At 54.4% G+C, this 22076-nt stretch carries 25 protein-coding genes and 2 pseudogenes; 12 read left to right on the forward strand and 15 right to left on the reverse strand.

Annotated features, from left to right (window positions below; translation table 11 throughout):
* Window positions 1–34 precede the first annotated feature (34 nt).
* The 3 genes from ACR6AS_RS06760 to ACR6AS_RS06770 form a co-directional block, all read right to left on the reverse strand.
* The gene (locus ACR6AS_RS06760) at window positions 35–265 is read right to left on the reverse strand and encodes a DUF1272 domain-containing protein (RefSeq protein WP_111138845.1); all 231 of its coding nucleotides are present in this window, start codon (window positions 263–265) and stop codon (window positions 35–37) included.
* 107 nt (window positions 266–372) lie between these two features.
* Window positions 373–1788 carry an MFS transporter gene (locus tag ACR6AS_RS06765; RefSeq protein ID WP_434161545.1) on the reverse strand — a complete coding sequence of 472 codons (1416 nt, stop codon included), beginning with the start codon at window positions 1786–1788 and terminating at the stop codon, window positions 373–375.
* A gap of 134 nt (window positions 1789–1922) precedes the next feature.
* Window positions 1923–3953, reverse strand: coding sequence for a choline transporter (locus ACR6AS_RS06770; protein ID WP_111138843.1), 2031 nt, complete (start codon window positions 3951–3953; stop codon window positions 1923–1925).
* Between the two features lie 255 nt (window positions 3954–4208).
* Here ACR6AS_RS06770 and betI point away from each other — a divergent pair, with 255 nt between their 5' ends.
* The 8 genes from betI (at window position 4209) to ACR6AS_RS06810 (ending at window position 11094) form a co-directional block, all read left to right on the forward strand.
* Window positions 4209–4802, forward strand: a complete 594-nt coding sequence (betI, locus tag ACR6AS_RS06775; protein WP_111138842.1) for a transcriptional regulator BetI — start codon at window positions 4209–4211, stop codon at window positions 4800–4802.
* Window positions 4803–4816: 14 nt separating this feature from the next.
* A complete protein-coding gene (gene betB, locus ACR6AS_RS06780; RefSeq protein WP_111138841.1) occupies window positions 4817–6289 on the forward strand; it encodes a betaine-aldehyde dehydrogenase in 1473 nt (490 codons plus the stop codon).
* 23 nt (window positions 6290–6312) lie between these two features.
* Window positions 6313–7995, forward strand: a complete 1683-nt coding sequence (betA, locus tag ACR6AS_RS06785; protein WP_111138840.1) for a choline dehydrogenase — start codon at window positions 6313–6315, stop codon at window positions 7993–7995.
* A gap of 416 nt (window positions 7996–8411) precedes the next feature.
* Window positions 8412–8762, forward strand: coding sequence for a multidrug/spermidine efflux SMR transporter subunit MdtJ (gene mdtJ, locus ACR6AS_RS06790; RefSeq protein WP_111138839.1), 351 nt, complete (start codon window positions 8412–8414; stop codon window positions 8760–8762).
* Window positions 8749–9078, forward strand: coding sequence for a multidrug/spermidine efflux SMR transporter subunit MdtI (gene mdtI / locus ACR6AS_RS06795; RefSeq protein ID WP_111138838.1), 330 nt, complete (start codon window positions 8749–8751; stop codon window positions 9076–9078). Before mdtJ ends, mdtI begins: the two co-directional genes overlap by 14 nt.
* Before the next feature lie 198 nt (window positions 9079–9276).
* Window positions 9277–10419: an acyltransferase family protein gene (locus tag ACR6AS_RS06800; RefSeq protein WP_288491759.1), complete on the forward strand. Its 1143-nt coding sequence runs from the start codon at window positions 9277–9279 to the stop codon at window positions 10417–10419.
* Window positions 10420–10560: 141 nt separating this feature from the next.
* Window positions 10561–10821 carry a hypothetical protein gene (locus ACR6AS_RS06805; RefSeq protein ID WP_111138836.1) on the forward strand — a complete coding sequence of 87 codons (261 nt, stop codon included), beginning with the start codon at window positions 10561–10563 and terminating at the stop codon, window positions 10819–10821.
* 87 nt (window positions 10822–10908) lie between these two features.
* Window positions 10909–11094 carry a hypothetical protein gene (locus tag ACR6AS_RS06810; protein WP_111138835.1) on the forward strand — a complete coding sequence of 62 codons (186 nt, stop codon included), beginning with the start codon at window positions 10909–10911 and terminating at the stop codon, window positions 11092–11094.
* Window positions 11095–11312: 218 nt separating this feature from the next.
* Here the strand turns inward: ACR6AS_RS06810 and ACR6AS_RS06815 are convergent, their stop codons facing one another.
* The 8 genes from ACR6AS_RS06815 to ACR6AS_RS06850 form a co-directional block, all read right to left on the reverse strand.
* Window positions 11313–11450: a hypothetical protein gene (locus ACR6AS_RS06815; RefSeq protein WP_199559971.1), complete on the reverse strand. Its 138-nt coding sequence runs from the start codon at window positions 11448–11450 to the stop codon at window positions 11313–11315.
* A 213-nt stretch (window positions 11451–11663) separates the two neighbouring features.
* Complete coding sequence (gene adhP, locus ACR6AS_RS06820; RefSeq protein ID WP_293771268.1) at window positions 11664–12686, reverse strand: alcohol dehydrogenase AdhP; 1023 nt, start codon at window positions 12684–12686, stop codon at window positions 11664–11666.
* 296 nt (window positions 12687–12982) lie between these two features.
* On the reverse strand, window positions 12983–13288 hold the full coding sequence (locus ACR6AS_RS06825) for a hypothetical protein (RefSeq protein WP_146240822.1): 306 nt from the start codon (window positions 13286–13288) through the stop codon (window positions 12983–12985).
* A gap of 202 nt (window positions 13289–13490) precedes the next feature.
* Entirely contained in the window at window positions 13491–13886 is a 396-nt protein-coding gene (locus tag ACR6AS_RS06830) for a bacteriocin immunity protein (RefSeq protein WP_366509698.1), read from the reverse strand.
* 98 nt (window positions 13887–13984) lie between these two features.
* Complete coding sequence (locus tag ACR6AS_RS06835) at window positions 13985–14614, reverse strand: hypothetical protein (protein WP_434161549.1); 630 nt, start codon at window positions 14612–14614, stop codon at window positions 13985–13987.
* 23 nt (window positions 14615–14637) lie between these two features.
* Window positions 14638–15219 carry a WYL domain-containing protein gene (locus tag ACR6AS_RS06840; RefSeq protein ID WP_293771277.1) on the reverse strand — a complete coding sequence of 194 codons (582 nt, stop codon included), beginning with the start codon at window positions 15217–15219 and terminating at the stop codon, window positions 14638–14640.
* A gap of 133 nt (window positions 15220–15352) precedes the next feature.
* On the reverse strand, window positions 15353–15793 hold the full coding sequence (locus ACR6AS_RS06845; RefSeq protein WP_434161551.1) for a WapI family immunity protein: 441 nt from the start codon (window positions 15791–15793) through the stop codon (window positions 15353–15355).
* Between the two features lie 17 nt (window positions 15794–15810).
* The gene (locus ACR6AS_RS06850; RefSeq protein ID WP_434161553.1) at window positions 15811–16485 is read right to left on the reverse strand and encodes a hypothetical protein; all 675 of its coding nucleotides are present in this window, start codon (window positions 16483–16485) and stop codon (window positions 15811–15813) included.
* A 149-nt stretch (window positions 16486–16634) separates the two neighbouring features.
* On the opposite strand from ACR6AS_RS06850, the pseudogene ACR6AS_RS06855 reads away from it, so the two are divergent.
* A pseudogene (locus tag ACR6AS_RS06855) lies at window positions 16635–16787 on the forward strand (phage tail protein); the annotation flags it as partial.
* 11 nt (window positions 16788–16798) lie between these two features.
* Window positions 16799–17013: pseudogene (locus ACR6AS_RS06860) on the forward strand (site-specific integrase); the annotation flags it as partial.
* Between the two features lie 293 nt (window positions 17014–17306).
* Here ACR6AS_RS06860 and ACR6AS_RS06865 read toward each other — a convergent pair.
* From ACR6AS_RS06865 to copC, 3 genes are read right to left on the reverse strand one after another with little or no spacing between them, the layout of a single operon-like run.
* Window positions 17307–17654 carry a YebY family protein gene (locus ACR6AS_RS06865; RefSeq protein ID WP_111138829.1) on the reverse strand — a complete coding sequence of 116 codons (348 nt, stop codon included), beginning with the start codon at window positions 17652–17654 and terminating at the stop codon, window positions 17307–17309.
* A 26-nt stretch (window positions 17655–17680) separates the two neighbouring features.
* Window positions 17681–18556 carry a copper homeostasis membrane protein CopD gene (gene copD, locus ACR6AS_RS06870; protein ID WP_293771284.1) on the reverse strand — a complete coding sequence of 292 codons (876 nt, stop codon included), beginning with the start codon at window positions 18554–18556 and terminating at the stop codon, window positions 17681–17683.
* Between the two features lie 5 nt (window positions 18557–18561).
* The gene (gene copC, locus ACR6AS_RS06875; protein ID WP_111138827.1) at window positions 18562–18939 is read right to left on the reverse strand and encodes a copper homeostasis periplasmic binding protein CopC; all 378 of its coding nucleotides are present in this window, start codon (window positions 18937–18939) and stop codon (window positions 18562–18564) included.
* 151 nt (window positions 18940–19090) lie between these two features.
* On the opposite strand from copC, the gene ACR6AS_RS06880 reads away from it, so the two are divergent.
* Entirely contained in the window at window positions 19091–19324 is a 234-nt protein-coding gene (locus ACR6AS_RS06880) for a DNA polymerase III subunit theta (protein WP_111139805.1), read from the forward strand.
* On the forward strand, window positions 19321–19992 hold the full coding sequence (gene exoX / locus ACR6AS_RS06885) for an exodeoxyribonuclease X (RefSeq protein ID WP_199560001.1): 672 nt from the start codon (window positions 19321–19323) through the stop codon (window positions 19990–19992). Before ACR6AS_RS06880 ends, exoX begins: the two co-directional genes overlap by 4 nt.
* On the opposite strand, the gene ACR6AS_RS06890 is transcribed toward exoX, so the two are convergent.
* Window positions 19986–22049, reverse strand: a complete 2064-nt coding sequence (locus ACR6AS_RS06890; RefSeq protein ID WP_367395556.1) for a prolyl oligopeptidase family serine peptidase — start codon at window positions 22047–22049, stop codon at window positions 19986–19988. The genes exoX and ACR6AS_RS06890 overlap by 7 nt on opposite strands.
* Between the last annotated feature and the right edge of the window lie 27 nt (window positions 22050–22076).

The raw sequence follows: 22076 nt of genomic DNA on the forward strand, positions 1-22076 counted from the left end.
TGTACTCCGTGTAGAGTCTGTAAGGCCTGCCGTGTCAGGCTGGGTCGCGGCCCTGTTCACGCGTTTTCGCCGGGAATGCTGCCAGCTTTTCCGCCGGACGCACCGGACGCCGCACCAGCTCGCCGCCACAGTTGGGGCAACGGTGGGCGAGTTGTTCAGCACAGGTCACACAGAAGGTGCATTCAAACGAGCAGATGTGAGCCGCCAGCGAAGATGGCGGCAGATCGCCGTCGCAGCGTTCACAGTTGGGGCGAAGTTCCAGCAAACTCTCTCCTGAAAATGTTATATCCGATCCGCAAGGACAGATGTCTGGTTTAGCGACCGACAGCCTGGGGCGGTCGCCCCGCCGATCAGCGTGCGACCGGACCGCAGCTAGGGGTGTCGCTTCTCCTCGTCTGCGTCCGCAGAGCGAGCCTCGTAATCAACGTTGTCAGCCATCATATCGTTATCAGCCAGGTCATCATCTATAAAGCTACTTTTGGCTAACGCATCATCTGCAACCTCTTCACCGCTCTCCGCTTCCGGCTCCTGGCCCCCCATCGACGCCTGGATCACCTCCTCTTCCAGCGTCGGGATCAGGGCGGCGCCCAGCGGCGAGGTCGCCAGACTGTCCGGCATCACCACGTGAGGCAACGGCACTTCGGTTGTGGGCAGCGGACGTGGCGCTCGGGTGTAGCTCAGCCCGCCAATCACCAGCGCGCAGAGGGCAAAGAAGAGATAGAGCATATTGCTGCCCAGCGGCTGCATCAGCGTGCCGACCAGCAGCGGCCCGATACTGGCCCCGATCCCAAACGCCATCAGCAGGCAGGCGGTTAACGACACGCGCCGTTCGGCGGCCACCTGGTCGTTGGCCAGCGCCACCTGTAACGGATAGAGCGCAAACTGCATCATGCTGGCGGCAAAGGCAATGCCGATCATCCAGTGGAAGGTCAGATGCGGCAGCACCACCAGCGGCACGCAGGCCACCGCAAACAGCACCGCGATCAGGAAGAGCAGCCGCTGACGGTCGAAGCGGTCAGAGAGCCAGCTCAGCGGAAACTGCGACACCAGCCCGGCAAAAATCGTCAGGCTCATGAAATAACCGGTCTGGCTGGTGGTAAAACCTTTGCTGCTGGCATAGACCGGCGCCAGGCCGTAGAAGGCGCCGATCGCCATGCCGGTAACCAGCGTGGTGCTCAGCAGCCGGGGAATGGTGCGCAGAAAATAGCCCAGCTCCATCGGCGCTGGCGTCATCGGTCTGACGTGGGTGCGGGTTGTGAGTGCGATGGGCACCAGACAGAGAGCGAAACAGAGCGCGACAATCAGCAGCGTACTGACCCCGAAGCCGGTCTGCAGACTCAGCACCACCTGGCCGCCACTCAGGCCGAGATAGGTGGCGACCATGTATAAGCCAAAAATCATGCCGCGCTGGGAGGATTCCGCCTGGTCGTTGAGCCAGCTCTCCAGCACCATATACTGACACATCATACAGAGGCCGATAATCAGGCGCAGAAAGACCCACAGCAGCACCACGTCCGTCAGCCCGTGACCGATCACCGAGGCCGTGATGATCCCGGCGCAGGCAACATAGGCGCGGATATGGCCCACGCGGGCGATCAGGTTATGGCCGACCTTGCCGCCGATCACCAGCCCGATATAATTCGCCGCAATGATGGCACCAATCATCGCGCCGTTAACCTGCTCGCTGGCCAGCCGCAGCGACACATAGGTGGTCAGCAGACCGGAACCGAGCAGCATCAGCAGCGTGGTGGTGTACAGCGGCAGAAACGTACTGAAAATTTTTCCCATGGGACTCCCTGTCTGCAACGTCTGGCATCGAATCAGTCACGCCTGACTATAGCCGATTCCGGCAGCCGCCGGAGTCAGCCACGGCGTTGCGGCCAAAAAAAAAGCCCGCCAGCGCTAAGCTGACGGGCCTGGGGTCAGGCGCTCGGGAAACTGATGTTACTGCCCGGCGCTTCACGGTTGAGATGGATGAAGTTCAGGTGTCGTTCGTACTGATCGAGAATATCGATGATCACCTGCTCTTTGCTGTAGTCCATCAGGTCGTTGCCCTGACTGCCCTCCAGCAGGAAGGTTTCCAGCCGGTAGTAGGTCGATTTACCGCTGCGGGCGCGATAGGTAAAGCCCGGAATGGAGTACTGCTGCGGCCAGACCTGATAGATAAAGTCCTGCTCCTCGCCCAGATGGACACGCAGATCCAGATAGCCGATCGGGTTAGCCTCATCCGGCGCAACACTCTCCAGCGACACCCGGCCATCACGCAGTTCCAGTTCTTTCGCCACCTCCTGCATCGCCGGGAAGATGGTCTTCTCCATCATCTGCTGAGTGTAGCGCGAGCCAGGGTAGTTCATCAGGCGCGACAGACGTTTCTTCCAGGTCAGACGGTCGGTGGCATGCGCCAGATAAGGCGCGGTGTCACGCGTGGCGCTGGCCCGGCGGTGGTCTTCAATCTTCAGCGATTTAAACAGACCCGCCATCACGAAGAAGATCACAAAGCTGAACGGCAGTCCCATGATAACCGTGGTGTTCTGCAGGGCCGTAATCCCGTTGGTCATCAGCATGCTCAGCGTCAGTACGCCGATCGCCACCGACCAGAAGATACGCAGCCAGTTAGGCGCATCGCTGTTGATGTCTTTAAGCCGCGAGGTGAAGTTACCCAGCACCAGCGAGCCGGAGTCGGCCGAGGTAACGTAGAAAAGCATCCCGGTAATGGTGGCAATTGAGGCGCTGAGTTTAAACGCCGGGTACTGCGCCAGCAGGCTGTAGAAGCCGCGTTCCGCATGCGCCATCACTTCCTGCGCAAAGCCCGCGTTACCGTGGATGATCTGATAGAGCGCCGCGTTACCAAACACCGACAGCCACAGCAGCGTAAAGGTGAACGGAATGATCAGCGTGCCCAGCACAAACTCACGGATGGTACGGCCACGGGAGATACGCGCCAGGAACAGGCCGACGAACGGCGACCAGGCAACCCACCAGGCCCAGAAGAAGAGCGTCCAGCTGTTCATCCACTGCGTTGGCCGGTCGAAGGCAAAGGTGTTCAGCGTCATGCCCATGAAGCGGTTGATGTAATCGCCCACGTTCAGCACCAGCGCATTCAGCAGGAACTCGGTGTTACCGAAGAAGAGTACAAACAGGATCAGGCCCAGCGCCATGATGACGTTCAGCTCGGAGAGGAAACGGATCCCCTTATCCACGCCCGACGTCACCGAGATGGTGGCGATCACCACGGAAAGCACGATCAGCGCCGTCTGCGCCGTCAGGCCTTCCGGCACATCGAACAGTACTTTCAGGCCGTAGTTAAGCTGCACCACCCCTATCCCTAATGTGGTAGCGATACCGAAGATGGTGCCGATGACCGCCGCGATATCCACCGTGTGGCCGATCGGTCCATAAATGCGTTTACCGAAGATGGGATAGAGCGCCGAACGAATGGTCAGCGGCAGATTATAGCGGTAGCTGAAGTAGCCCAGCGCGATGCCCATCAGGGCATACATCGACCAGCCGGTCAGCCCGTAGTGGAACAGCGTCCAGACCATCGACTGGCGGGCGGCCTCCAGGGTCTGCCCTGCGCCCTCCGGCGGCTGCATGTACTGCGTCACCGGTTCGGCGACCGAGAAGAACATCAGGTCGATGCCGATCCCGGCGGCGAACAGCATCGCCGACCAGCTGAGCACGCTGAATTCGGGTTTGGAGTGCTCCGGTCCGAGCTTGATGGAGCCAAAGCGTGAGCAGGCCATGTAGAGCACGAAGACGATGTAGAGCGTGGCAGCCAGCATGTAATACCAGCCGAAGGTGGCGGAAACCCAGTTGACCGCCTTAAGGATCCAGCTCGCGGCCACTTCACTGTAGAGAATCGTCACGAGTGAAAACGTCAGAATCAATCCGGCAGAGGTATAAAATACAACGGGATTGAGTCTGTCTTTTTCACCGGCAGGTGGATTATTCATCGATTACCTCTGGTTAATGTCCTGAAAATACGCAATGGATACGTTGTGCCGCCCCCGGTTGACGGGCCGTGCGGCTATGTTTCTATCTGTGACTTCCTGTTAAAGCTTGCAGCAAACGAGTCTATTTTAGCACTCAATGCCGTTTCGCTTACGCTACATTTAAAGAACAGCATCCTAACAAGTTTTCTTTTTATATTGAACGTACAATCAAAAAAAGTTTTAATAGGGGCTCGATTTGAGGGTGGAGCGGGAGCTATGCCAAAGGTAGGGATGCAGCCGATACGACGTCGGCAACTGATTGATGCGACCCTGAGCACGATTAATGAAGTCGGGATTAATGATGCCACGATTGCCCAGATCGCCCGTCGGGCGGGCGTCTCAACCGGCATCATCAGTCACTATTTCAAAGACAAGAACGGATTGCTGGAAGCCACGATGCGTGATGTCACGCGTCAGTTGCGGTTAGCGGTACTGGCGCGGCTGCAGCCGCTGGCCAATGCCTCTGCAGAACAGCGGCTGTGTGCCATCGTCGACGGTAACTTTGACGAAACGCAGGTGCACACCGCCGTGATGAAAGCCTGGCTCGACTTCTGGTCGAGCAGTATGCATCAGCCCCAGCTTAACCGCCTTGAGCGGGTCAGCAGCCGGCGGCTCTACTCCACGCTGGTGGTTGAGTTCCGTCGTGAACTGCCGCTGGAAACGGCCCGCCTGGCCGCACATGGTCTGGCCGCCCTGATCGACGGTCTGTGGCTGCGCGCCGCGCTGAGTGGGAAACCCTTCAGCCCGGTTATCGCCCGTACACTGACCACTCAATTCATCCGTCAGCAACTGGCTGGCGAGCGCGAATAACGGAAGGAGAAAACATGTCCCGATTTACCGAGCAGAAACTCTACATCGATGGCGCTTATGTTGCCGCAGCGTCTGGCGAAACGTTCCAGACGATTAACCCGGTCAACGGCGACGTACTGGCAGAGGTTCATGCCGCCGGCCAGGAAGATGTCGATCGCGCCGTTGCTGCCGCCAGAAAAGGCCAGAAAGTCTGGGCCGCGATGACCGCGATGGAGCGTTCGCGCATCCTGCGTCGCGCCGTGGACATTCTGCGCGAGCGTAACGACGAGCTGGCCGAGCTGGAGATGCTCGACACCGGTAAGCCTTTCAGCGAAACCGCCAGCGTGGATATCGTGACCGGCGCAGACGTGCTGGAGTATTACGCGGGCCTGGTTCCGGCGCTGGAAGGTCAGCAGATCCCCCTGCGTGATACCTCCTTTGTCTATACCCGTCGCGAGCCGCTGGGCGTGGTCGCCGGGATTGGCGCCTGGAACTACCCGATTCAGATCGCCCTGTGGAAATCTGCGCCTGCGCTGGCCGCCGGTAACGCAATGATCTTCAAACCCAGCGAAGTCACGCCGCTCACTGCCCTGAAACTGGCGGAAATCTACACCGAGGCGGGCCTGCCGGATGGCGTCTTCAACGTCCTGCCGGGCATCGGTTCGGTCACGGGCCAGTTACTGACAGAGCATCCTGGCATCGACAAAGTCTCATTCACCGGCGGCGTCGTCAGCGGTAAAAAAGTCATGGCCAATGCGGCCGGCTCAACGCTGAAAGAAGTCACGATGGAGCTGGGCGGCAAATCACCGCTGATCATTTTTGATGATGCCGACCTCGATCTGGCTGCCGACATCGCGATGATGGCGAATTTCTACAGCTCCGGCCAGGTCTGCACCAACGGCACCCGTGTCTTTATTCCGGCCAGACTGCAGGCCGCATTTGAGGCGAAGATCAGCGAACGCGTGGCCCGCATTCAGGCTGGCGATCTGCGCGATCCGGCGACCAACTTCGGCCCGCTGGTCAGCTTCAGCCATCGTGACAACGTGATGCGTTACATCGAATCCGGCATCGCCGAAGGCGCGCGTGTCCTGTGCGGCGGCAAACGTCTGACCGGTGGTGAGTTCGACCAGGGTGCGTGGGTTGCGCCGACCGTCTTCACCGACTGCCGCGATGAGATGAAGATTGTGCGTGAAGAGATCTTCGGACCGGTGATGTCGATCCTGAGCTACGAAAGCGAAGAGGAAGTGATCCGCCGCGCCAACGACACCGAATTCGGTCTGGCTGCGGGTCTGGTGACTCAGGATCTCAACCGGGCGCACCGCGTCATTCATCAGATTGAAGCGGGTATCTGCTGGATCAATACCTGGGGCGAATCCGCGGCAGAGATGCCGGTGGGCGGCTACAAGCACTCCGGTATCGGCCGCGAGAATGGCCTGATGACGCTGCAGAGCTACACCCAGGTCAAGTCAGTTCAGGTTGAGCTGACCCGTTTTCAGTCAGTCTTTTAATCCCTTAACCTGAGGAACGACGAATGGAATATGATTACATCATTATTGGAGCCGGATCCGCAGGAAATGTGCTGGCAACCCGCCTGACCGAAGAGAGCAACGTGAGTGTCCTGTTGCTGGAAGCGGGCGGCCCGGACTACCGTTTTGATTTTCGCACCCAGATGCCTGCGGCCCTGGCCTTCCCGCTTCAGGGAAAACGCTATAACTGGGCCTATGAAACCGAGCCAGAGCCCTACATGAATAACCGCCGCATGGAGTGTGGCCGCGGTAAAGGCCTGGGCGGTTCATCGCTGATTAACGGCATGTGTTACATCCGTGGTAACGCAATGGATCTCGATGGCTGGGCCGAGGCGCCCGGTCTGGAGCACTGGAGCTATCTGGACTGCCTGCCTTACTACCGTAAAGCGGAAACCCGCGATATCGGCCCCAACGATTTCCACGGCGGTGATGGCCCGGTGTGCGTCGCAACCCCGAAAGCGGGCAACAACGTCCTGTTTGAAGCGATGATTGAGGCGGGCGTGCAGGCGGGTTATCCGCGCACGGACGACCTGAACGGCTATCAGCAGGAAGGTTTCGGTCCGATGGACCGCACCGTCACCCCGAACGGTCGCCGCTCCAGTACCGCACGCGGCTATCTCGATATGGCAAAAGGCCGTGCGAACCTGAAGATCGTGACGCACGCCACCACCGACCGCATTGTCTTTGAGGGCAAGCGCGCAGTCGGCGTCGAGTATCTCCAGGGTGACAGCAACACCATTAACAAAGTGACCGCACGACGCGAAGTTCTGCTCTGCGCCGGGGCAATCGCCTCTCCGCAGATCCTGCAACGCTCCGGCGTAGGTTCACCGGAACTGCTGAAGCAGTTCGACATCCCGCTGGTGCACGATCTGCCGGGCGTGGGTGAGAACCTGCAGGACCATCTGGAGATGTATCTGCAGTATGAGTGTAAAGAGCCGGTCTCTCTCTACCCCGCACTGAAGTGGTGGAACCAGCCGAAAATCGGCGCGGAGTGGATGTTCAACGGCACCGGCATCGGTGCCAGCAACCAGTTTGAAGCGGGTGGATTTATCCGCAGCCGCGAAGAGTTCAGCTGGCCGAACATTCAGTATCACTTCCTGCCGGTGGCAATTAACTACAACGGCTCCAATGCCGTTGATGCGCACGGTTTCCAGTGTCACGTCGGTTCAATGCGCTCGCCAAGCCGCGGCCATGTCCGCCTGAAGTCACGCGATCCACGTCGTCATCCAGCGATTCTGTTCAACTACATGTCGCATGAGCAGGACTGGCATGAGTTCCGTGATGCAATTCGTATTACCCGCGAGATCATTAATCAGCCTGCGCTGGATAAGTATCGTGGCCGTGAAATCAGTCCGGGACTGGATTGCCAGACCGATGAGCAGTTGGATGAGTTCGTGCGTAATCACGGCGAAACTGCCTACCACCCGTGCGGCACCTGTAAGATGGGTAACGACCCGATGGCCGTTGTGGATGGCGAAGGCCGTGTACATGGGCTGCAGGGCTTACGCGTGGTGGATGCGTCAATTATGCCGCTGATCATCACAGGAAACCTCAACGCCACGACCATCATGATCGGTGAGAAGATTGCCGATATGATCCGTGGACGTGAGCCGCTGCCACGCAGTACGGCGTCCTACCATGTCGCGGGTGATGCGCCGGTCCGCACTGCCCCACAGCGCGCCAGCTAAAGCGTTACGGCGTCACTTAATGACTGCCGGGCACCTTTGCCCGGCATTTTTTACCTTTAAACAAATCTTTCACCACCCCTTCCATCCATAGCGTATCTGACCCTGATCGGCGTCAAATAAGGCTTTTTATTACGTTGCTCCCGACATCAACAGAATGATATAAATTCGCCACCTGTTTAACCGGAGGCCCTCTTCGTCCACTGATGAGAAGCAACAACGTGGATGCGTCGTGAATGTTATGCGTGAAATGTTCAACTCACCGATCCTGATCTCCCCTGCCTGCCTTTCTGGCTGGAATGCTGCCGAGCAGCACTGGCGCAACGCCCTTTAGTTCCTCTCTGCTTCGACAAATTTCTGCGCCTGTCTGCACCCTGAGCGGTGTCGCGGGTTGTGTTTATCGTTGCCGGAGAGCTTTTATGCACGCCTGGATTTTACTGTCACTCGCTATTGTCACCGAAATAATGGGCACCCTGTTGATGAAATGGTCCAGTCTCAACGGCAGCCATATGGGGTACCTGATGATGCTGGGCCTGATCGCCTGTTCCTATATTCTGCTGAGTTTTGCTATTAAACGTATCGCCCTGGGGGTCGCCTATGCCCTGTGGGAAGGGATTGGCATCCTGCTGATTACCCTCTTCAGCGTGCTGCTGTTTGAGGAGTCGCTGTCACTCCTGAAGGTCTGCGGACTGATGACCCTGACTGGCGGCATCATCCTGATCAAGACCGGCACCTGTTCATTAGCGGGGGTGAAGCATGAACCTCGCTGATTTCAGCCATGTGGGCTGGCTGGCGCTGGCGATTGTGCTGGAGATCACCGCCAATATATTCCTTAAATATTCTGATGGATTTAAGAAACCCCTGCATGGCCTGCTGTCGCTCTGCTGTGTCCTGCTGGCATTCAGTGCGCTCGCTCAGGCGGTAAAAGGCATCGATCTGTCGATCGCCTACGCTGTCTGGGGCGCTTTCGGAATTATCGCTACGGTCGGGGCGGGCTGGATACTGTTTAATCAGCGGCTAAACCCAAAAGGCTGGGCGGGCCTGACCCTGCTGCTGGCCGGAATGCTCCTGCTAAAGCTGGCCTGATCGGGTTTTCAGTCATTTAATCTGCTTAAGGATGTGCCTCTGCGCATCCTTATCTTCCTGTGCTTTTTTCATGCCGTTACGGTTGATTTCACCACCGATCCGTGGTCGGAATTTTCTCACTTTTGTAAAGGGCCGTTTACATAACTCCCGCCTTAGGGCTTAGTGAGCGCCAGAAACGGAATGACACGAGGAAGAATTATGTCTGCCACACGCGGCTGGTCCACCGAGCTGGAGGGATTGCGCGGCCTTGCCTCTCTCTGGGTGCTGGTTGGCCACATCAGCTTACTGATCCATTGCCATATCACGCTTATTTCATCGCCTGGCATCGGGGTCGATCTGTTTATTCTGCTGTCAGGCTATCTGATGGCAAAAAACTACGTTGAGCGCCAGCAGAAAGAGCCGTGGCAGCGTGCAGAGACCATCAAAACGTTCTGGATCCGCCGCTTCTTTCGCATCGCCCCGCTCTACTATCTGCTGTTAATCATCGCCCTGATTTACGGCCCGTGGTTCGGTGAAATGCGCGACACCATTGCTCATTTTTATTCCGGCACCGCGACAGAATCCTCGCGTTACAGCGACCAGTCGCTGGCGAATATCCTGACCCACTTCAGTTTCCTGTTCGGCCTGCTGCCGGAATATGGCTTTAACACCGTGCTGCCTGACTGGAGTATAGGACTGGAGATGCAGTTCTACCTGCTGTTCCCCTTTATCATGCTGCTCACGCTGCGCCTGGGCTATGCGGCCTCACTAACTGGCATCATGGCACTCTGCTGCGCCGGGCGTTATCTGCTGGCGGAGTATTATGAGGCGTTCGAGATGCCCTCAATGATCCTGATAAAGCTGCACATGTTCCTGGCCGGTATGCTGCTGGCGGAAGCCGTCCGCCGGAAATCTTTGCTCTACGTCGCCTTTGCGCTGCTCGGTCCGGTCGCCAGCGTGGCAATGGGGATGGGTGTGATCAAACTGCAGGTGATTATGGAAGCGCTGATGATTGTGGGGATGGCGGCGATTTTGTGGCAATACCCGCAGGGCAGCCTGAGGGCAACGCTTATCGCCCTGCCGCGCAAGCTGCTGAACAACCGCCTCAGCACCTGGCTGGGCGACGTGTCGTTCTCGGTCTATCTGCTGCACCTGCTGATTGTTATCCCGATGATTGCGCAGTTGCTCAACCACACGGACATTGAGTTTAAGAGTGATATGACGCGCTTCCTGATTGTCTGCGTTTGCGCGATTCCGCTGACCTATGCGCTGGCCTCGCTGCTCTATAAGTATGTCGAGAAGCCGGGTATCCGGATGGGCAAGCGCGTGCTGAAGCCGAAACTGGCTGAGCAGGCGCAGTGAGTAAGCTGGCTCTTCTTAACCAAGCCCCAGACGGGGCTTTTTTTACGGCCCCTGTTTATCAATTCCTCTGCACAGAAACCCGCATGCCCGCTGGGGTGAACTACACTTTCCCGGTTAGCAATCTGACCCAGAGGAGAGAACATGAGCATTCAGCATCTGCTGTTGTCGAATGACGGTGGCGCGGTGATCGTTGACGCAGAACAACTTGAAAGTGAACTGGTGATTCCGCCCCACCTGCAGACCCTGGGTGGCGGAGAGGCCGACAGCAACACCGGTCATCGGGTGGCGGTCACGAAGCACTACTGTAAAGGACGATACTATGCCGTTGCCCTCGATCGCCACGCGGCCAGCAATGAAATCGATGATGTGATCGATCTGCTGCACCCTGCCCCGCTGGATTAGCCTTCATCAGGCAGACATCGTGCCGTTTTTGCTGCCATCCGGCGAAAGCCGGAATGGGGCTTACCTGTTCAGAAAAGGATAAATAGTATGGAAAAGAAAAAATGGTTTGTTTCCTACGTGATTAAGCCCGAAGGCGAAAACCATGTTACCACGCACGCTTTTATAGAAGGCGACAATGTCGAAGAGGCGCTGGAAGCCTTTATGTTTGAGACGAAAAAGAGCCTGTCTCTGGATACTGAAGAGCTGACGCTCCTTTCGGTCAGTCTGGTGTAGATACGTTGTAACCTCGCGATGGCGGGGTTTTTATTTTTCAGCGGCAGGAACAAAAAGATTCAGCTCTTTGCGCCCATACGATAGTTCATGCATATCGCTGAATCTGAAAGCTATGCTGCAGTTCAGACCTCATTTTTCCTGCGGTGAAAACTTGCCGTCAGGGGCAAAAATATTTATCAGAATTATGTTTACGTCGTTTTCCCTGGTGCTGCATTCAGTTACTTAGTGGGATAAGGCCAGGCGTGATCCATCCCGGTCGATGACATCAGACCGGTTACCGCCAGGTACGCCAGCAATAGTACAAACAGCACAATTGCCGCCATTTCAATGGATTTGAAAAAATGGTGCTTCGCCATAAATAACCCTCCTTCAGATGTGTGTAATCAGACTTCCACCTTTAAATTAGAATGTTACCGGTAAAGTTCAAGTAAAAATCACATCATGAAACATAAAGCAGATCTTATTAATGCTTCTGCGTAATGATTTTCAGCGCGTCAGGAATAGCGGACCTGACGAATCAGGCACAAAAAAGCCCGCACCAGGCGGGCATCTGCTTTTAACCGGGGGCCTTATTCCGTCGTCTGGCCGCTAAAATCGATCACCATCCTGCCGCGGATTTTTCCCTGAACCATCTCATCGAAGATGGCATTAACCTCGCCAATCTTCCTTTTTGTTACTTTCGGCACCACTTTGCCTTCTGCGGCAAACTGGAATGCTTCAGCCAGATCGTTACGCGTGCCGACCAGCGATCCCACCACCTGAATTCCGTCGAGGACCAGACGCGGGATATTCAGGCTCATCGCTTCCGGTGGCAGCCCGACGGCGACGACCCGTCCGCCGGCCCTGACGGCATCCACCGCCGAGTTAAAGGCCGCTTTTGCTACGGCCGTGACCACAGCCGCATGCGCCCCACCTGTTTTCTCCTGAATGAAGCGTGCCGCGTCTTCGCTGGCCGAATTAACCACCAGATCGGCACCCATCTCTTTCGCCAGAGCCAACTGCCCGTCACTGACGTCAACCGCAATAACCTTCGCGTTGAAGACGTTTTTTGCATACTGCAGAGCAAGGTTTCCCAGTCCGCCCAGGCCATAAATAGCCAGCCACTGACCCGGTTTTACCTCAGAGACCTTCACCGCCTTATAAGTGGTGACCCCGGCACAGGTCACGCTGCTGGCAGCGTAGGGATCAAGACCTTCTGGCACTTTGACCGAGTAATCGGCCACCACGATGCACTCTTCCGCCATGCCGCCATCCACCGTATAACCGGCATTGACGACTTCACGGCAGAGCGTTTCATTACCGGAGTTGCAATATTCGCAGTGTCCGCAGCCCTTGAAGAACCAGGCGACGCTGGCCCGATCGCCCGGCTTTAACGAGGTAACATCGGGGGCAACCTCTTCCACAATACCGATCCCTTCATGACCCAGCGTCACGCCGGTCTTATCACCGAAATCACCGTTCTTCACGTGTAAATCGGTGTGGCATACGCCGCAGCATTCCATCCTGAGCCGGGCTTCACCGGTTTTGAGAGGGCGCAGCGTCTTCTCAACCACTTCAACCTGATGTTCACTGGTAGCAATTGCTGCTTTCATAAACGTTCCTCCATTTGATTGGGCATTCAGAATAAGCCAAACGGAGATGATGACAAGATGACGGATAAGCTTCAGATGCGAGACTGGCGACGTTGTTTTTTACTTTTGCGAGCGGGGTCGGCTTTCAGGGGTGAATTAATAAAGTGACACTTTACGAAGGCGAAACAGGATAAAGCGGGAAACAACTATCTGCCTGGTAAGAATACTGTTAACAGTGAAAATCGTGTGGCTTGATTTAAACAGTGAAAAAAGGGGCAATAAAATGCCCCTGTCGCCGGATGAGAATGGATGGCAGATTAAGGCTGCCAGCGATGGATGCCACCATCAGAAGGTGGTCCCATATGCTGAGCGGCACTGCCCGGTGCCGGCGGTGGTCCCATGTGCTGAGAAGCACTGTCCGGTGCTGGCGGTGGCCCCATGTGCTGTGAAGCAACATTGACAGGGGACGCCGGGCCATACTCATTCCAGCTCTGCGCAGAATGATGGTGATGATGCCAGCCAGACGCCGGACCATAGTGACCCGGTTCGGCCATAACGCAACCTGACATTGAGACACTGCCCAATGCGACAATCAGACACGGAATAATTTTTTTCAAGAACATAACCTATCCTGATTTAATATGACCCCGTCAGGTTACGACTGCCTTTTTATACGGTGAGTAAACGTCTCAGCTCGTCCGGGGCCTCTTGCGAAGTAGATTGATCTGGGTCAAATTTGGGAGTCTTCTATCGCATATCGATTTAAGGTTTGTCTGATGCGGCTTACTCAGCGTGTGCTAATGAGTGGCAATCAAATCAGAGGCTTTATGATTTGAAGCCCTTTTTGTTATTAGCTTTACGCCATACTTTTACAGCACTGACAATTTTATCGGGTGTTGCGTCTTCATCTTCGCAATAAAAGATGAGGTCAGAACCATCAGGATGTTCACTCACTGAGATGAAATTTTCCAGCAGCGTGTTCTGATAAGCTTCTCCACCTTTTGCGCTACAGATTTCACTGACAAGCCGGGTGAACTCTGCTTCTGTATATTCCTGAAGCTTGAACTTTAATTCCATTTCAATCTCTGCTTCATTTGGTGTGCTTCTGTCTGATGCCTGAGTGGTGATACTGAGGACAACAGGATGAACATTAACTCGTTTATTTATAAATAGGTCATTGATGTCAAACGCCAGCAAAAAAAGACCGAATACTAACAACAAACATCAAAAAATCAATTAGTTGCTTAGGGATATGGCAATAAAGTGGCGATTGCGGATTTCACTTAACTAGCCTGCTAGCACGCCATATCCACTTGGCGTTATATCACTCTATGTCGTTTGATGAGTTTCGCAGATTCAATCAGCCTCATAGCAGCAGAGAGATTAGTAAATGCCAAAAATGCCCCTGCAAATAGAGTGTACAATGTTAGACCAATTTTAGCTAAGGCAGATAAATGACTTATCTTTTCCAGAAATACAGTTGGCAAAAATGCACCGCTAAATATAGGCATCAACAATATAATCGCGCCAAGTGCATATAGTAATATTCTAAAGCAAACAATAAATGAAAAATAAATCATATTGTCATGTCTTTTCTTCTTCCAAAAGAAAGAAAGCGGTTCAGTGTTAATATTCAACAACCCGCGACATTTAACAAAAAGATCAATATCCTTGGTTGGATTTTCACTCTTAACCAAAGCTTTTCGTTGAGTTAAATTTAAAAAGCTTTCTTTTGTAATCGCAGCATAACCATACTCCACGGCTAAGCGCTTCAGATCTTCATCCTCAGTAATTTTATAAAGATCATAGCTCAATTTACTTAACTTCTCTCTTTCCTCAAAAATTCTTTTCTTAGTTAGGAATAAGTCTTTACATGCAGTAAAAACTGCTACCAAAGCGAGAATAATTGGCAATGCGATTTTGACAAATGTTTCAATTGTTTCTGACATAATACATCTCCTTGTTTTGAATATTATCTTGCTTCCATCAATCCAACCCACTCGTTTGGATCTATAGCTTCGCCTGTTTCTCGAATGATGATTTCACCTTCGACCCTGTCGAGCCTGAATATCTTGAATTTACGTGAAAGATGACAATAACCTTCTAAATACTCACCATCAAAGCTTTTAACATCGACGTCTCGAAAACTGCTTTCGCCTTTACTATTTACATATGAAAAAGCGACGTTTTTGATTTCTGCATCTTTGCCTTTTGCATGGTTAACAGAGCGATACTTGCCTGGCTCACTCTTTTTACTGGGTAAATTAAAATCTCTTACAGCATCAGCATGACCGCTTAGTATATCTTTGTTATTCTTAGGTGCTTTATGATTTCGATTGCCATACCAAACAACAAATGTACCGACCATCATCATAATTATCGCGATCGGAACTGAATCAGATGGCGAAACTGCCAGACCGGCAGCTGTTAAGAAATACCATGAAGAAAAAACAGATTTACCAACTTTCTTACCAACACTTTGTTGCTTGATACAAATGCTGCGAATGGACCAGATTGCTAAAAGAAAACCCAAAATTGCAAAAATCATATCCATGATTGATCCCAAGTTAAAATTTACAATCCATCGTTAAAACCACCTGCGCCAGATATTGCCTGGCCTGAAAAGCCCTGATTAAAAATCCCGGTTACAACGGAGGTTTAGATGGAATTTTTTAATACAGGCATGTCTAATTCTGCCATTCAATCATGTCATCAAGCCGCTTCAGAATGTCAGGAAAATAGCTTTCATCAAGGCCAAAGCTGCCTTTAACCTGGACGCTGTCGGCATGTGGTTCCGGGCGAAGAATAAAATCAACAGTTACGCCATCAATACTTTTTTCATTGGTCAGTATCATATCCAGTTGATGAATATCACTCCGATAGTTAAACGACTTGATCTTTTGCTGATTAATAAGCGCCTGATGAAAAGCTGAGAATTCTTTTTTCAGCATTTTCAGTTCTCCAACGGTGAACTCCGTCTTAAAGGCCACTTTCAGGCCGCTTACTGAAAACTCCACCCAGGACTGTATCCAGTCCCAGTGATGGTTAACAGGATCAGCTTCGTTATCTACTACGCGTTCAAAGGGAGCGATTGTGAATGTAAACTCTTCATTCCTGATATCAAACATCGAAATTTCCTTGCCAGCTAATAAAAATATTTAAAATGAGATATTGTCCAGTCTGATTCTCTGACTATTATTTCAAGTTTGTATTTCTGATGAACATATTCCCTTCGCTGCTTATCGTAGCGCAGTTTATAAATATCCGTTTCGTATCGGAACATTCCTTTTCCTTCACGAGGGTCTGGCATCCGCTTACCAAAACGAATCGCTCTTTCCTGAATCTGCAAGGGGACATACCGACTGGGTTCAAGCATATGTCTTGCTGCTGTTTCGGTCATTTTCAGGTTGCGCGCATGCAGCCCGATTTTAAGCCGCCCTCGCAAAAGAGATATGGTCCCTTGACTGATTCTGGCTGTAATAGCCGTGCGCGCGCCTGACTCAAACAAAACTCGACCAGTGCGAAGAATACGGAAAACACCAAACGCAAATAATGCAATATCAGTGGGATCAATCAATGGTGTTTCAAGCGGCGCTTCTTCCAGCCTGACAAAATGTCCCTGCACATCGTAAATCTGCCATAAGCCCGGAGCCTGTGCCACCGTGTAACCGATACACATACCGCTGGTTTCATCTGTTACGGGCTTTGCATTTCGGGGTAAGTGGCTGGGGCGAAGCTCAAAAAATTCCCCCTGAGGCAATCTTGATTCAAAGGTGTAATACCGCCCTGGTTCCTGTCTTTCTGTCATCCCTGAAATCATTCTCGTTCCCTCTTTTTCGTTGTGACTGTTTTATAGTGCCACAGCAATATAAAACGATCATTAGCCGGTAATTGTCCGGCCAGCCATAAGCCCCCATCAGATGCAGCGCTAAACCCGACCTGACACCCTGAGCACACCCTCAAAACGGAGTACTTATCACCAACATGCAGGCCGCTGTCGGCAAGACAGGCAAAAAAGGTTGGCTCGTCAATGTGCTACAGGTCATTGCTGACCAGTTAAAGCCCTTAACCCTCGTCGTGCGCGTTGCTGAAGGTGCCGACGAAGCCGAAACAACATCAAATCAATCAAAACCCAGATGAGCCATGTACTGCACCATAGCTTTACCAGTCACTTTATGATGGCCGATGGAAATATCATTGTGCTGCAGCGTATTCTCGGGCATTTCAATATCAGGAGGACAATGGGTTATGCGCACTTCGCACCTGACCATCCTGAAGATGCAATTCGCTGGCATTGATGGCGAAGAAAAATGGCGACAAAGTGGCGGCACAGAGTCCAGCAGAGTAGAACAGAAAGTAACAGGGTGGCATTTAACGCTGTGATTTTAATATAAGATTTTTTTTAAATGCCAGCCAAAAAAAGACCGAATACGATTCCTATATTCGGTCCAGGGAAATGGCTCTCAGGGAGCCGTGCGCTAAAAGTTGGCATTTATGAAGGCGGTGACGCCTTGCCATTTAAGGTTAGATCAGCGCGGGGGAAATGCCAGTAAGCGGAGGGCAAGAGGCCATAAACCGGACCAGTTTGTGATCGCAACGGCAAAAAAGATCAGGCGCAGCGGGCTGCCGCACCCGATGGGCCTATTTACCGCACAGTGCCTGGGTGCGCTCGATAATCGGCTGCAGACTCATCATCTGGCCCGGATGCGCTTTATCTTCGCTCTGAATCACGCTGATTGGCTGCGCTTTCACCTGTTTGTTCTTAAACAGCTGGTCTGCGATGTCGTTCAGCGGATATTGCATCAGGGTGCTCGGATTGATGGCAAACAGCGCCCCATCTTTCTCGCAGGTCAGCATCACCTCTTCACGATTGAAGGGCCACTTCTCCTTGCCAATCTCAAAGCGGCTGACGGTAATGATTTGTGCCGCCAGCGCCTGGCCGCAGAGGGATAACAACAGGATTGCGGGGACCACTTTCTTCAGCAACATAACGACCCTTTTCTCTCTTAACAATTTCAAGCTGGCGACAGCGTGGCAAAAACGCTGACCAGCCCAACCACTCCGCACGCCAGCAGCAGTTCAAGCTGCGTCATGCGAATAAATTTCTGCTGCGTTCCGCTGCCCGCCAGACGAAAGCGCGGAACCAGCCAGTAACGGTTAAACAGCGCCACGCCGACCATCAGGGCAACCAGCAATACTTTGCACAGCAGCAATTCAATATAGCGCGAATCCTGCCAGGTCAGCGGCCAGCCCGCGATCATCAGGCTATTGATGACGCCGCTCAGCAACGTCAGTGCCACCGCCAGATGCCCGTAGCGTGAAAACCGCATCATGGTGCGGATAGCATCGGTGCGGCGATCGATGTGACGCGCCTCACCCATCAGCAGCAACAGGGGCAGTAATCCCCCCGCCCAGAATGCGGACGCTATCAGATGCAGCGCATGGTTGAACGGCTGCAGCACGCCGGGCCAGCCATCGCGCATCGCGGCGTGCCCAATCAAGGCCATCGCAACCAGTTGCAGCACGCCCGCCAGCAAGAGCAGTTGAGAGCGAATGCTGCCGGTCACGAACAGTGCGCCAGCGGCCAGCAGGCTGAACAGGATCTCGCCCTGCCAGACTCTACCAAAATGGGTGCCGAGCACCGCCAGCCAGATATCGGCGTCAGCCAGATGTGTACTGTCACCGCTCATCAGCACATTCTGACAGGCCAGCATCGCCAGCGCGCTGACCAGCGCCAGCCAGACACTTCCTCTTATCAGCGGAAAGAGTCGCTGCGCCAGTTGCGGGCGATAACGCCGGGGTGCCAGCAGCGCGCAGTAACAGGCGCTGCCCGTCAGCAGCATCACGGCGGCGAAGTGCAACGCCCGCAATACTATCCAGAGGGTAGTCACCGGCCTTACTTCACGCTGAAGCGATAGCGTCCTGCCGTTTTATGCCCATCGACCGACAGAACATGCCAGTTAACCTGGTAATCTCCCGCCTTCAGCGGCTGCGGCAGCCCGACAATCAGCTGCTTTTTCTGGTCAGCGGCCACGCGGGCTTTATCGGTGGCAACGGGCTTCTGATGGCTGTCCAGCAGCGTCACGCCACTAAAGGCCGCTTCGATATCTTCGCTGAAATTCAGCGTCAGGGTATCGGGGGAGGATGACACCTGCGCGTTGTCAGCAGGGACTGAGGAGCGAAGATGCGCGTGGGCCGCGGCCAGCGAGCTGAATGCCATTGCACCGGCGGCCATCAGTGCCGTAACCACCCGGGAAATACGTATTTTCTGCATAAGATCATCCTTTTAACCGCTGCCAGGGCGACAAACAGTGCAAAAGGATACGCTGCTCTATTTGCACTGTCGAGGCCAGCGATGCGATCCTTAATCCTTGATTCAGACCGGCGAAAACATTACTTTTGCCCGCTATATCCAGGAGAAAATTATGAGCCATAACCTTGCCCGACTGCCCCAGGAAGAGAAAGACAAAATCAATGTCGATTTGGCGGCCGCGGGCGTGGCGTTTAAAGAGCGCTATAACATGCCGGTGGTTGCCGAAATGGTTGCGCAGGAGCAGCCCGAAGCACTGCGCGACTGGTTCCGTCAGCGCCTGATGCACTATCGCCAGGCGTCACTCAGCCTGTCGCGCCTGCCTTATGAACCGAAGATGAAATCATGATGTTTCGCGTTATCGATACCGAAACCTGCGGCCTGCAGGGCGGTGTGGTCGAAGTCGCCTCTGTGGATGTGGTGGACGGACAGATTGTTAATCCCATGAGCGATCTTATCCTGCCCGACCGTCCGATCAGCCGGCAGGCGATGGCGGTGCATCGCATTACCGAAGCGATGGTGGCCGGTAAACCGACCATCGAAGAGGCGATCCCACGCTATTACGGCAGTGCTTTTTATGTGGCGCATAACGCCAGCTTTGACCGCCGGATGCTGCCGGAGATGTTCGGTGAATGGATCTGCACGATGCAGCTGGCGCGTCAGCTCTGGCCGGGCATTAAATATGGCAACCAGGCGCTGCGCCATTCGCTGAAGCTGGATGTGACGCCCCCTGCCGATCTGCATGCCCACCGCGCACTCTATGACTGCTATGTCACGGCGGCGCTGCTGATCCGCATCATGGAGACCTCGGGCTGGAGCGCGTCGGAAATGATTGTCCGTTCACAACCGGCAGCCCAGCGCGACGACATCCTGCCGTTCGGCAAATATCGCGGCCAGGCAATCGCGGTGATTGCCCGCAAGGATCCGGGCTACCTGAAGTGGGTGCTGGATAATGTCACCGATCTGCGCCCGCCATTGCGACAGGCGCTGCGAAAATACCTGACCGAGCCTCAGTAATCCTGGGCTGGCGGCAACGTGCCCTGCGCCAGCCCCAGCAGGAAAGTATATTCCATCGCAATCCCCTCGTAAGCTTTGTAGCGTCCCGACTTACCGCCGTGCCCGGCATCCATGTCGGTGCAGAGCAGCAGCAGGTTATTGTCGGTTTTCAGCGACCTCAGCTTCGCCACCCATTTCGCTGGCTCCCAGTACTGCACCTGCGAATCGTGCAGTCCGGTGGTGACCAGCAGATGCGGATAGGCTTTCGCCTCCACGTTGTCATAAGGGCTGTACTGACGGATGTAGCGGTAGTACGCCGGATCGTTGGGATTCCCCCACTCGTCATACTCGCCGGTCGTCAGCGGGATCGACTCATCGAGCATTGTCGTGACCACATCCACAAACGGCACCTGCGCCACGACCCCGTGAAACTGCTGGGGTGCAAGGTTAATCACCGCGCCCATCAACAGGCCGCCCGCGCTGCCGCCCATCGCATAGAGCCGTTCAGGATGGCCGAAGCCGCGCGCCACCAGCGCCTCTGTCACCTCAATAAAATCGGTGAAGCTGTTCATTTTGTTGAGCAGGCGGCCACCGTCATACCACTGCTGCCCCAGCTCGCCACCGCCACGCACCTGGATAAGCGCATAGACAAAGCCGCGATCCAGCAGGCTCAGGCGGCTGACGCTGAAATCGGCGTCCATGCTGCTGCCGTAGGCACCGTAGCCATAGACCAGCATCGGGTTCTGTCCCGGCTGATAATGTTTACGGTGATAGACCAGCGACACCGGGACTTCAGTGCCGTCGCTGACTTTGATCCAGTGATGTTCGCTTTTGTAATCGTCTGCGTTAAAACCTTTTACCGCGCTCTGTTTCAGGATGCGCCGTTCGCCGGTGTCCATATCCAGCTCGAACAGCGTGGTCGGCGTCGTCATGGATGAGTAGCCGTAGCGCAGTTTGCTGGTGCGCGGCGAGGGGTTGTAGGCCAGCCAGGTGACATAGGTCGGATCGTCAAAGGCGATGCCGCTGGTTTCGCCGCTGGCCCAGTTGATCTGCCGCAGGCTGGTTAAGCCACGCTGACGCTCCTCCACCACCAGCCAGTCGCGGAACAGCTGAAAATCTTCCATTACCACCGATTCCCGCGCCGGGATCAGCGTCTCCCAGCGCGACTCATCCAGATAACGGCTGCGGTAGAGCCCGAAGTTTTTGCCTTCCCGGTTAGAGCGAATAAAAAACTGGTGATCGTAATGGTCGATGCTGTACTCATGACCGCGACGGCGTGGCAGAAAGACATGCGGCAGCGCATCGGGAAAGTTCGCGTCAATCAGCTGAATTTCGCTGGTGTTGGTGCTGTAGAGCGCGATCAGGATGAACTGCTTGGAGGTGCTCTTATGCACGCTGAGATGATAGGTATCATCCTGCTCTTCATAGACCAGCTGGTCATCCGACTGCGGCGTGCCCAGTTCATGACGCCAGACCTGATAGGAGAGCAGGGTCTGCGGATGCTTGCGCACATAGTAGACGGTGCGCGAATCGTTGCCCCAGGCAAAGCTGGAAGAGGCGTTGCTCAGCACCTCAGGATACCAGCTGCCACTCTCCAGATTGCGGAAGCGGATGCCGTACTGACGTCGCGACAGAAAGTCTTCCGCCAGCGCCATCAGACGATTGTCCGGGCTGATATGCAGCGCTCCCATGGTGTAGAACTCGCTGTGCGAGGCACGCTGGTTGGCGTCCAGCAGCAGGCTCCACTCCCCGGATTCGTCGCTCGCGGCGGGCTGACGGTAATAGGCCGGATATTCGTTACCGCTCTGATAGCGGCTCTGATAGCGGTAGCCATTTTTTACATAGGGCACCGAGTGATCTTCCGGGGGCAGCCGATCGATGATCTCTTTTAATACCCGATCCTGCAGCGGCTGCTGCGACGACATGATCTGTTTGCCGTAATTGTTCTCGGCGCGCAGGTAATCAAGGACTTCGCTGTTTTCACGTTTGTCGTCGCGCAGCCAGTAGTAGTTATCAATGCGCGTCTCGCCGTGCAGCGTCATCTCATGAGGAATTTTTTTTGCGATGGGAGCTTTCATCCATCTCTCTCCGTGAACGTCATGATC

This window comes from Pantoea phosphatilytica (assembly GCF_051025615.1).
In the GTDB taxonomy this organism is placed as follows: domain Bacteria; phylum Pseudomonadota; class Gammaproteobacteria; order Enterobacterales; family Enterobacteriaceae; genus Pantoea.

Coding starts and splice junctions, on each gene's coding strand:
- ACR6AS_RS06770 (WP_111138843.1), bottom strand. CDS start 3,953: ATGAATAATCCACCTGCCGGTGAAAAAGACAGACTCAATCCCGTTGTA.
- ACR6AS_RS06765 (WP_434161545.1), bottom strand. CDS start 1,788: ATGGGAAAAATTTTCAGTACGTTTCTGCCGCTGTACACCACCACGCTG.
- ACR6AS_RS06835 (WP_434161549.1), bottom strand. CDS start 14,614: ATGTCAGAAACAATTGAAACATTTGTCAAAATCGCATTGCCAATTATT.
- mdtJ (WP_111138839.1), top strand. CDS start 8,412: ATGCACGCCTGGATTTTACTGTCACTCGCTATTGTCACCGAAATAATG.
- exoX (WP_199560001.1), top strand. CDS start 19,321: ATGATGTTTCGCGTTATCGATACCGAAACCTGCGGCCTGCAGGGCGGT.
- ACR6AS_RS06865 (WP_111138829.1), bottom strand. CDS start 17,654: ATGTTGCTGAAGAAAGTGGTCCCCGCAATCCTGTTGTTATCCCTCTGC.
- ACR6AS_RS06805 (WP_111138836.1), top strand. CDS start 10,561: ATGAGCATTCAGCATCTGCTGTTGTCGAATGACGGTGGCGCGGTGATC.
- betB (WP_111138841.1), top strand. CDS start 4,817: ATGTCCCGATTTACCGAGCAGAAACTCTACATCGATGGCGCTTATGTT.
- ACR6AS_RS06880 (WP_111139805.1), top strand. CDS start 19,091: ATGAGCCATAACCTTGCCCGACTGCCCCAGGAAGAGAAAGACAAAATC.
- ACR6AS_RS06815 (WP_199559971.1), bottom strand. CDS start 11,450: ATGGCGAAGCACCATTTTTTCAAATCCATTGAAATGGCGGCAATTGTG.
- ACR6AS_RS06890 (WP_367395556.1), bottom strand. CDS start 22,049: ATGAAAGCTCCCATCGCAAAAAAAATTCCTCATGAGATGACGCTGCAC.
- betI (WP_111138842.1), top strand. CDS start 4,209: ATGCCAAAGGTAGGGATGCAGCCGATACGACGTCGGCAACTGATTGAT.
- ACR6AS_RS06825 (WP_146240822.1), bottom strand. CDS start 13,288: ATGTTCTTGAAAAAAATTATTCCGTGTCTGATTGTCGCATTGGGCAGT.
- ACR6AS_RS06800 (WP_288491759.1), top strand. CDS start 9,277: ATGTCTGCCACACGCGGCTGGTCCACCGAGCTGGAGGGATTGCGCGGC.
- betA (WP_111138840.1), top strand. CDS start 6,313: ATGGAATATGATTACATCATTATTGGAGCCGGATCCGCAGGAAATGTG.
- ACR6AS_RS06850 (WP_434161553.1), bottom strand. CDS start 16,485: ATGATTTCAGGGATGACAGAAAGACAGGAACCAGGGCGGTATTACACC.
- ACR6AS_RS06810 (WP_111138835.1), top strand. CDS start 10,909: ATGGAAAAGAAAAAATGGTTTGTTTCCTACGTGATTAAGCCCGAAGGC.
- mdtI (WP_111138838.1), top strand. CDS start 8,749: ATGAACCTCGCTGATTTCAGCCATGTGGGCTGGCTGGCGCTGGCGATT.
- ACR6AS_RS06845 (WP_434161551.1), bottom strand. CDS start 15,793: ATGTTTGATATCAGGAATGAAGAGTTTACATTCACAATCGCTCCCTTT.
- copC (WP_111138827.1), bottom strand. CDS start 18,939: ATGCAGAAAATACGTATTTCCCGGGTGGTTACGGCACTGATGGCCGCC.
- adhP (WP_293771268.1), bottom strand. CDS start 12,686: ATGAAAGCAGCAATTGCTACCAGTGAACATCAGGTTGAAGTGGTTGAG.
- ACR6AS_RS06840 (WP_293771277.1), bottom strand. CDS start 15,219: ATGGATATGATTTTTGCAATTTTGGGTTTTCTTTTAGCAATCTGGTCC.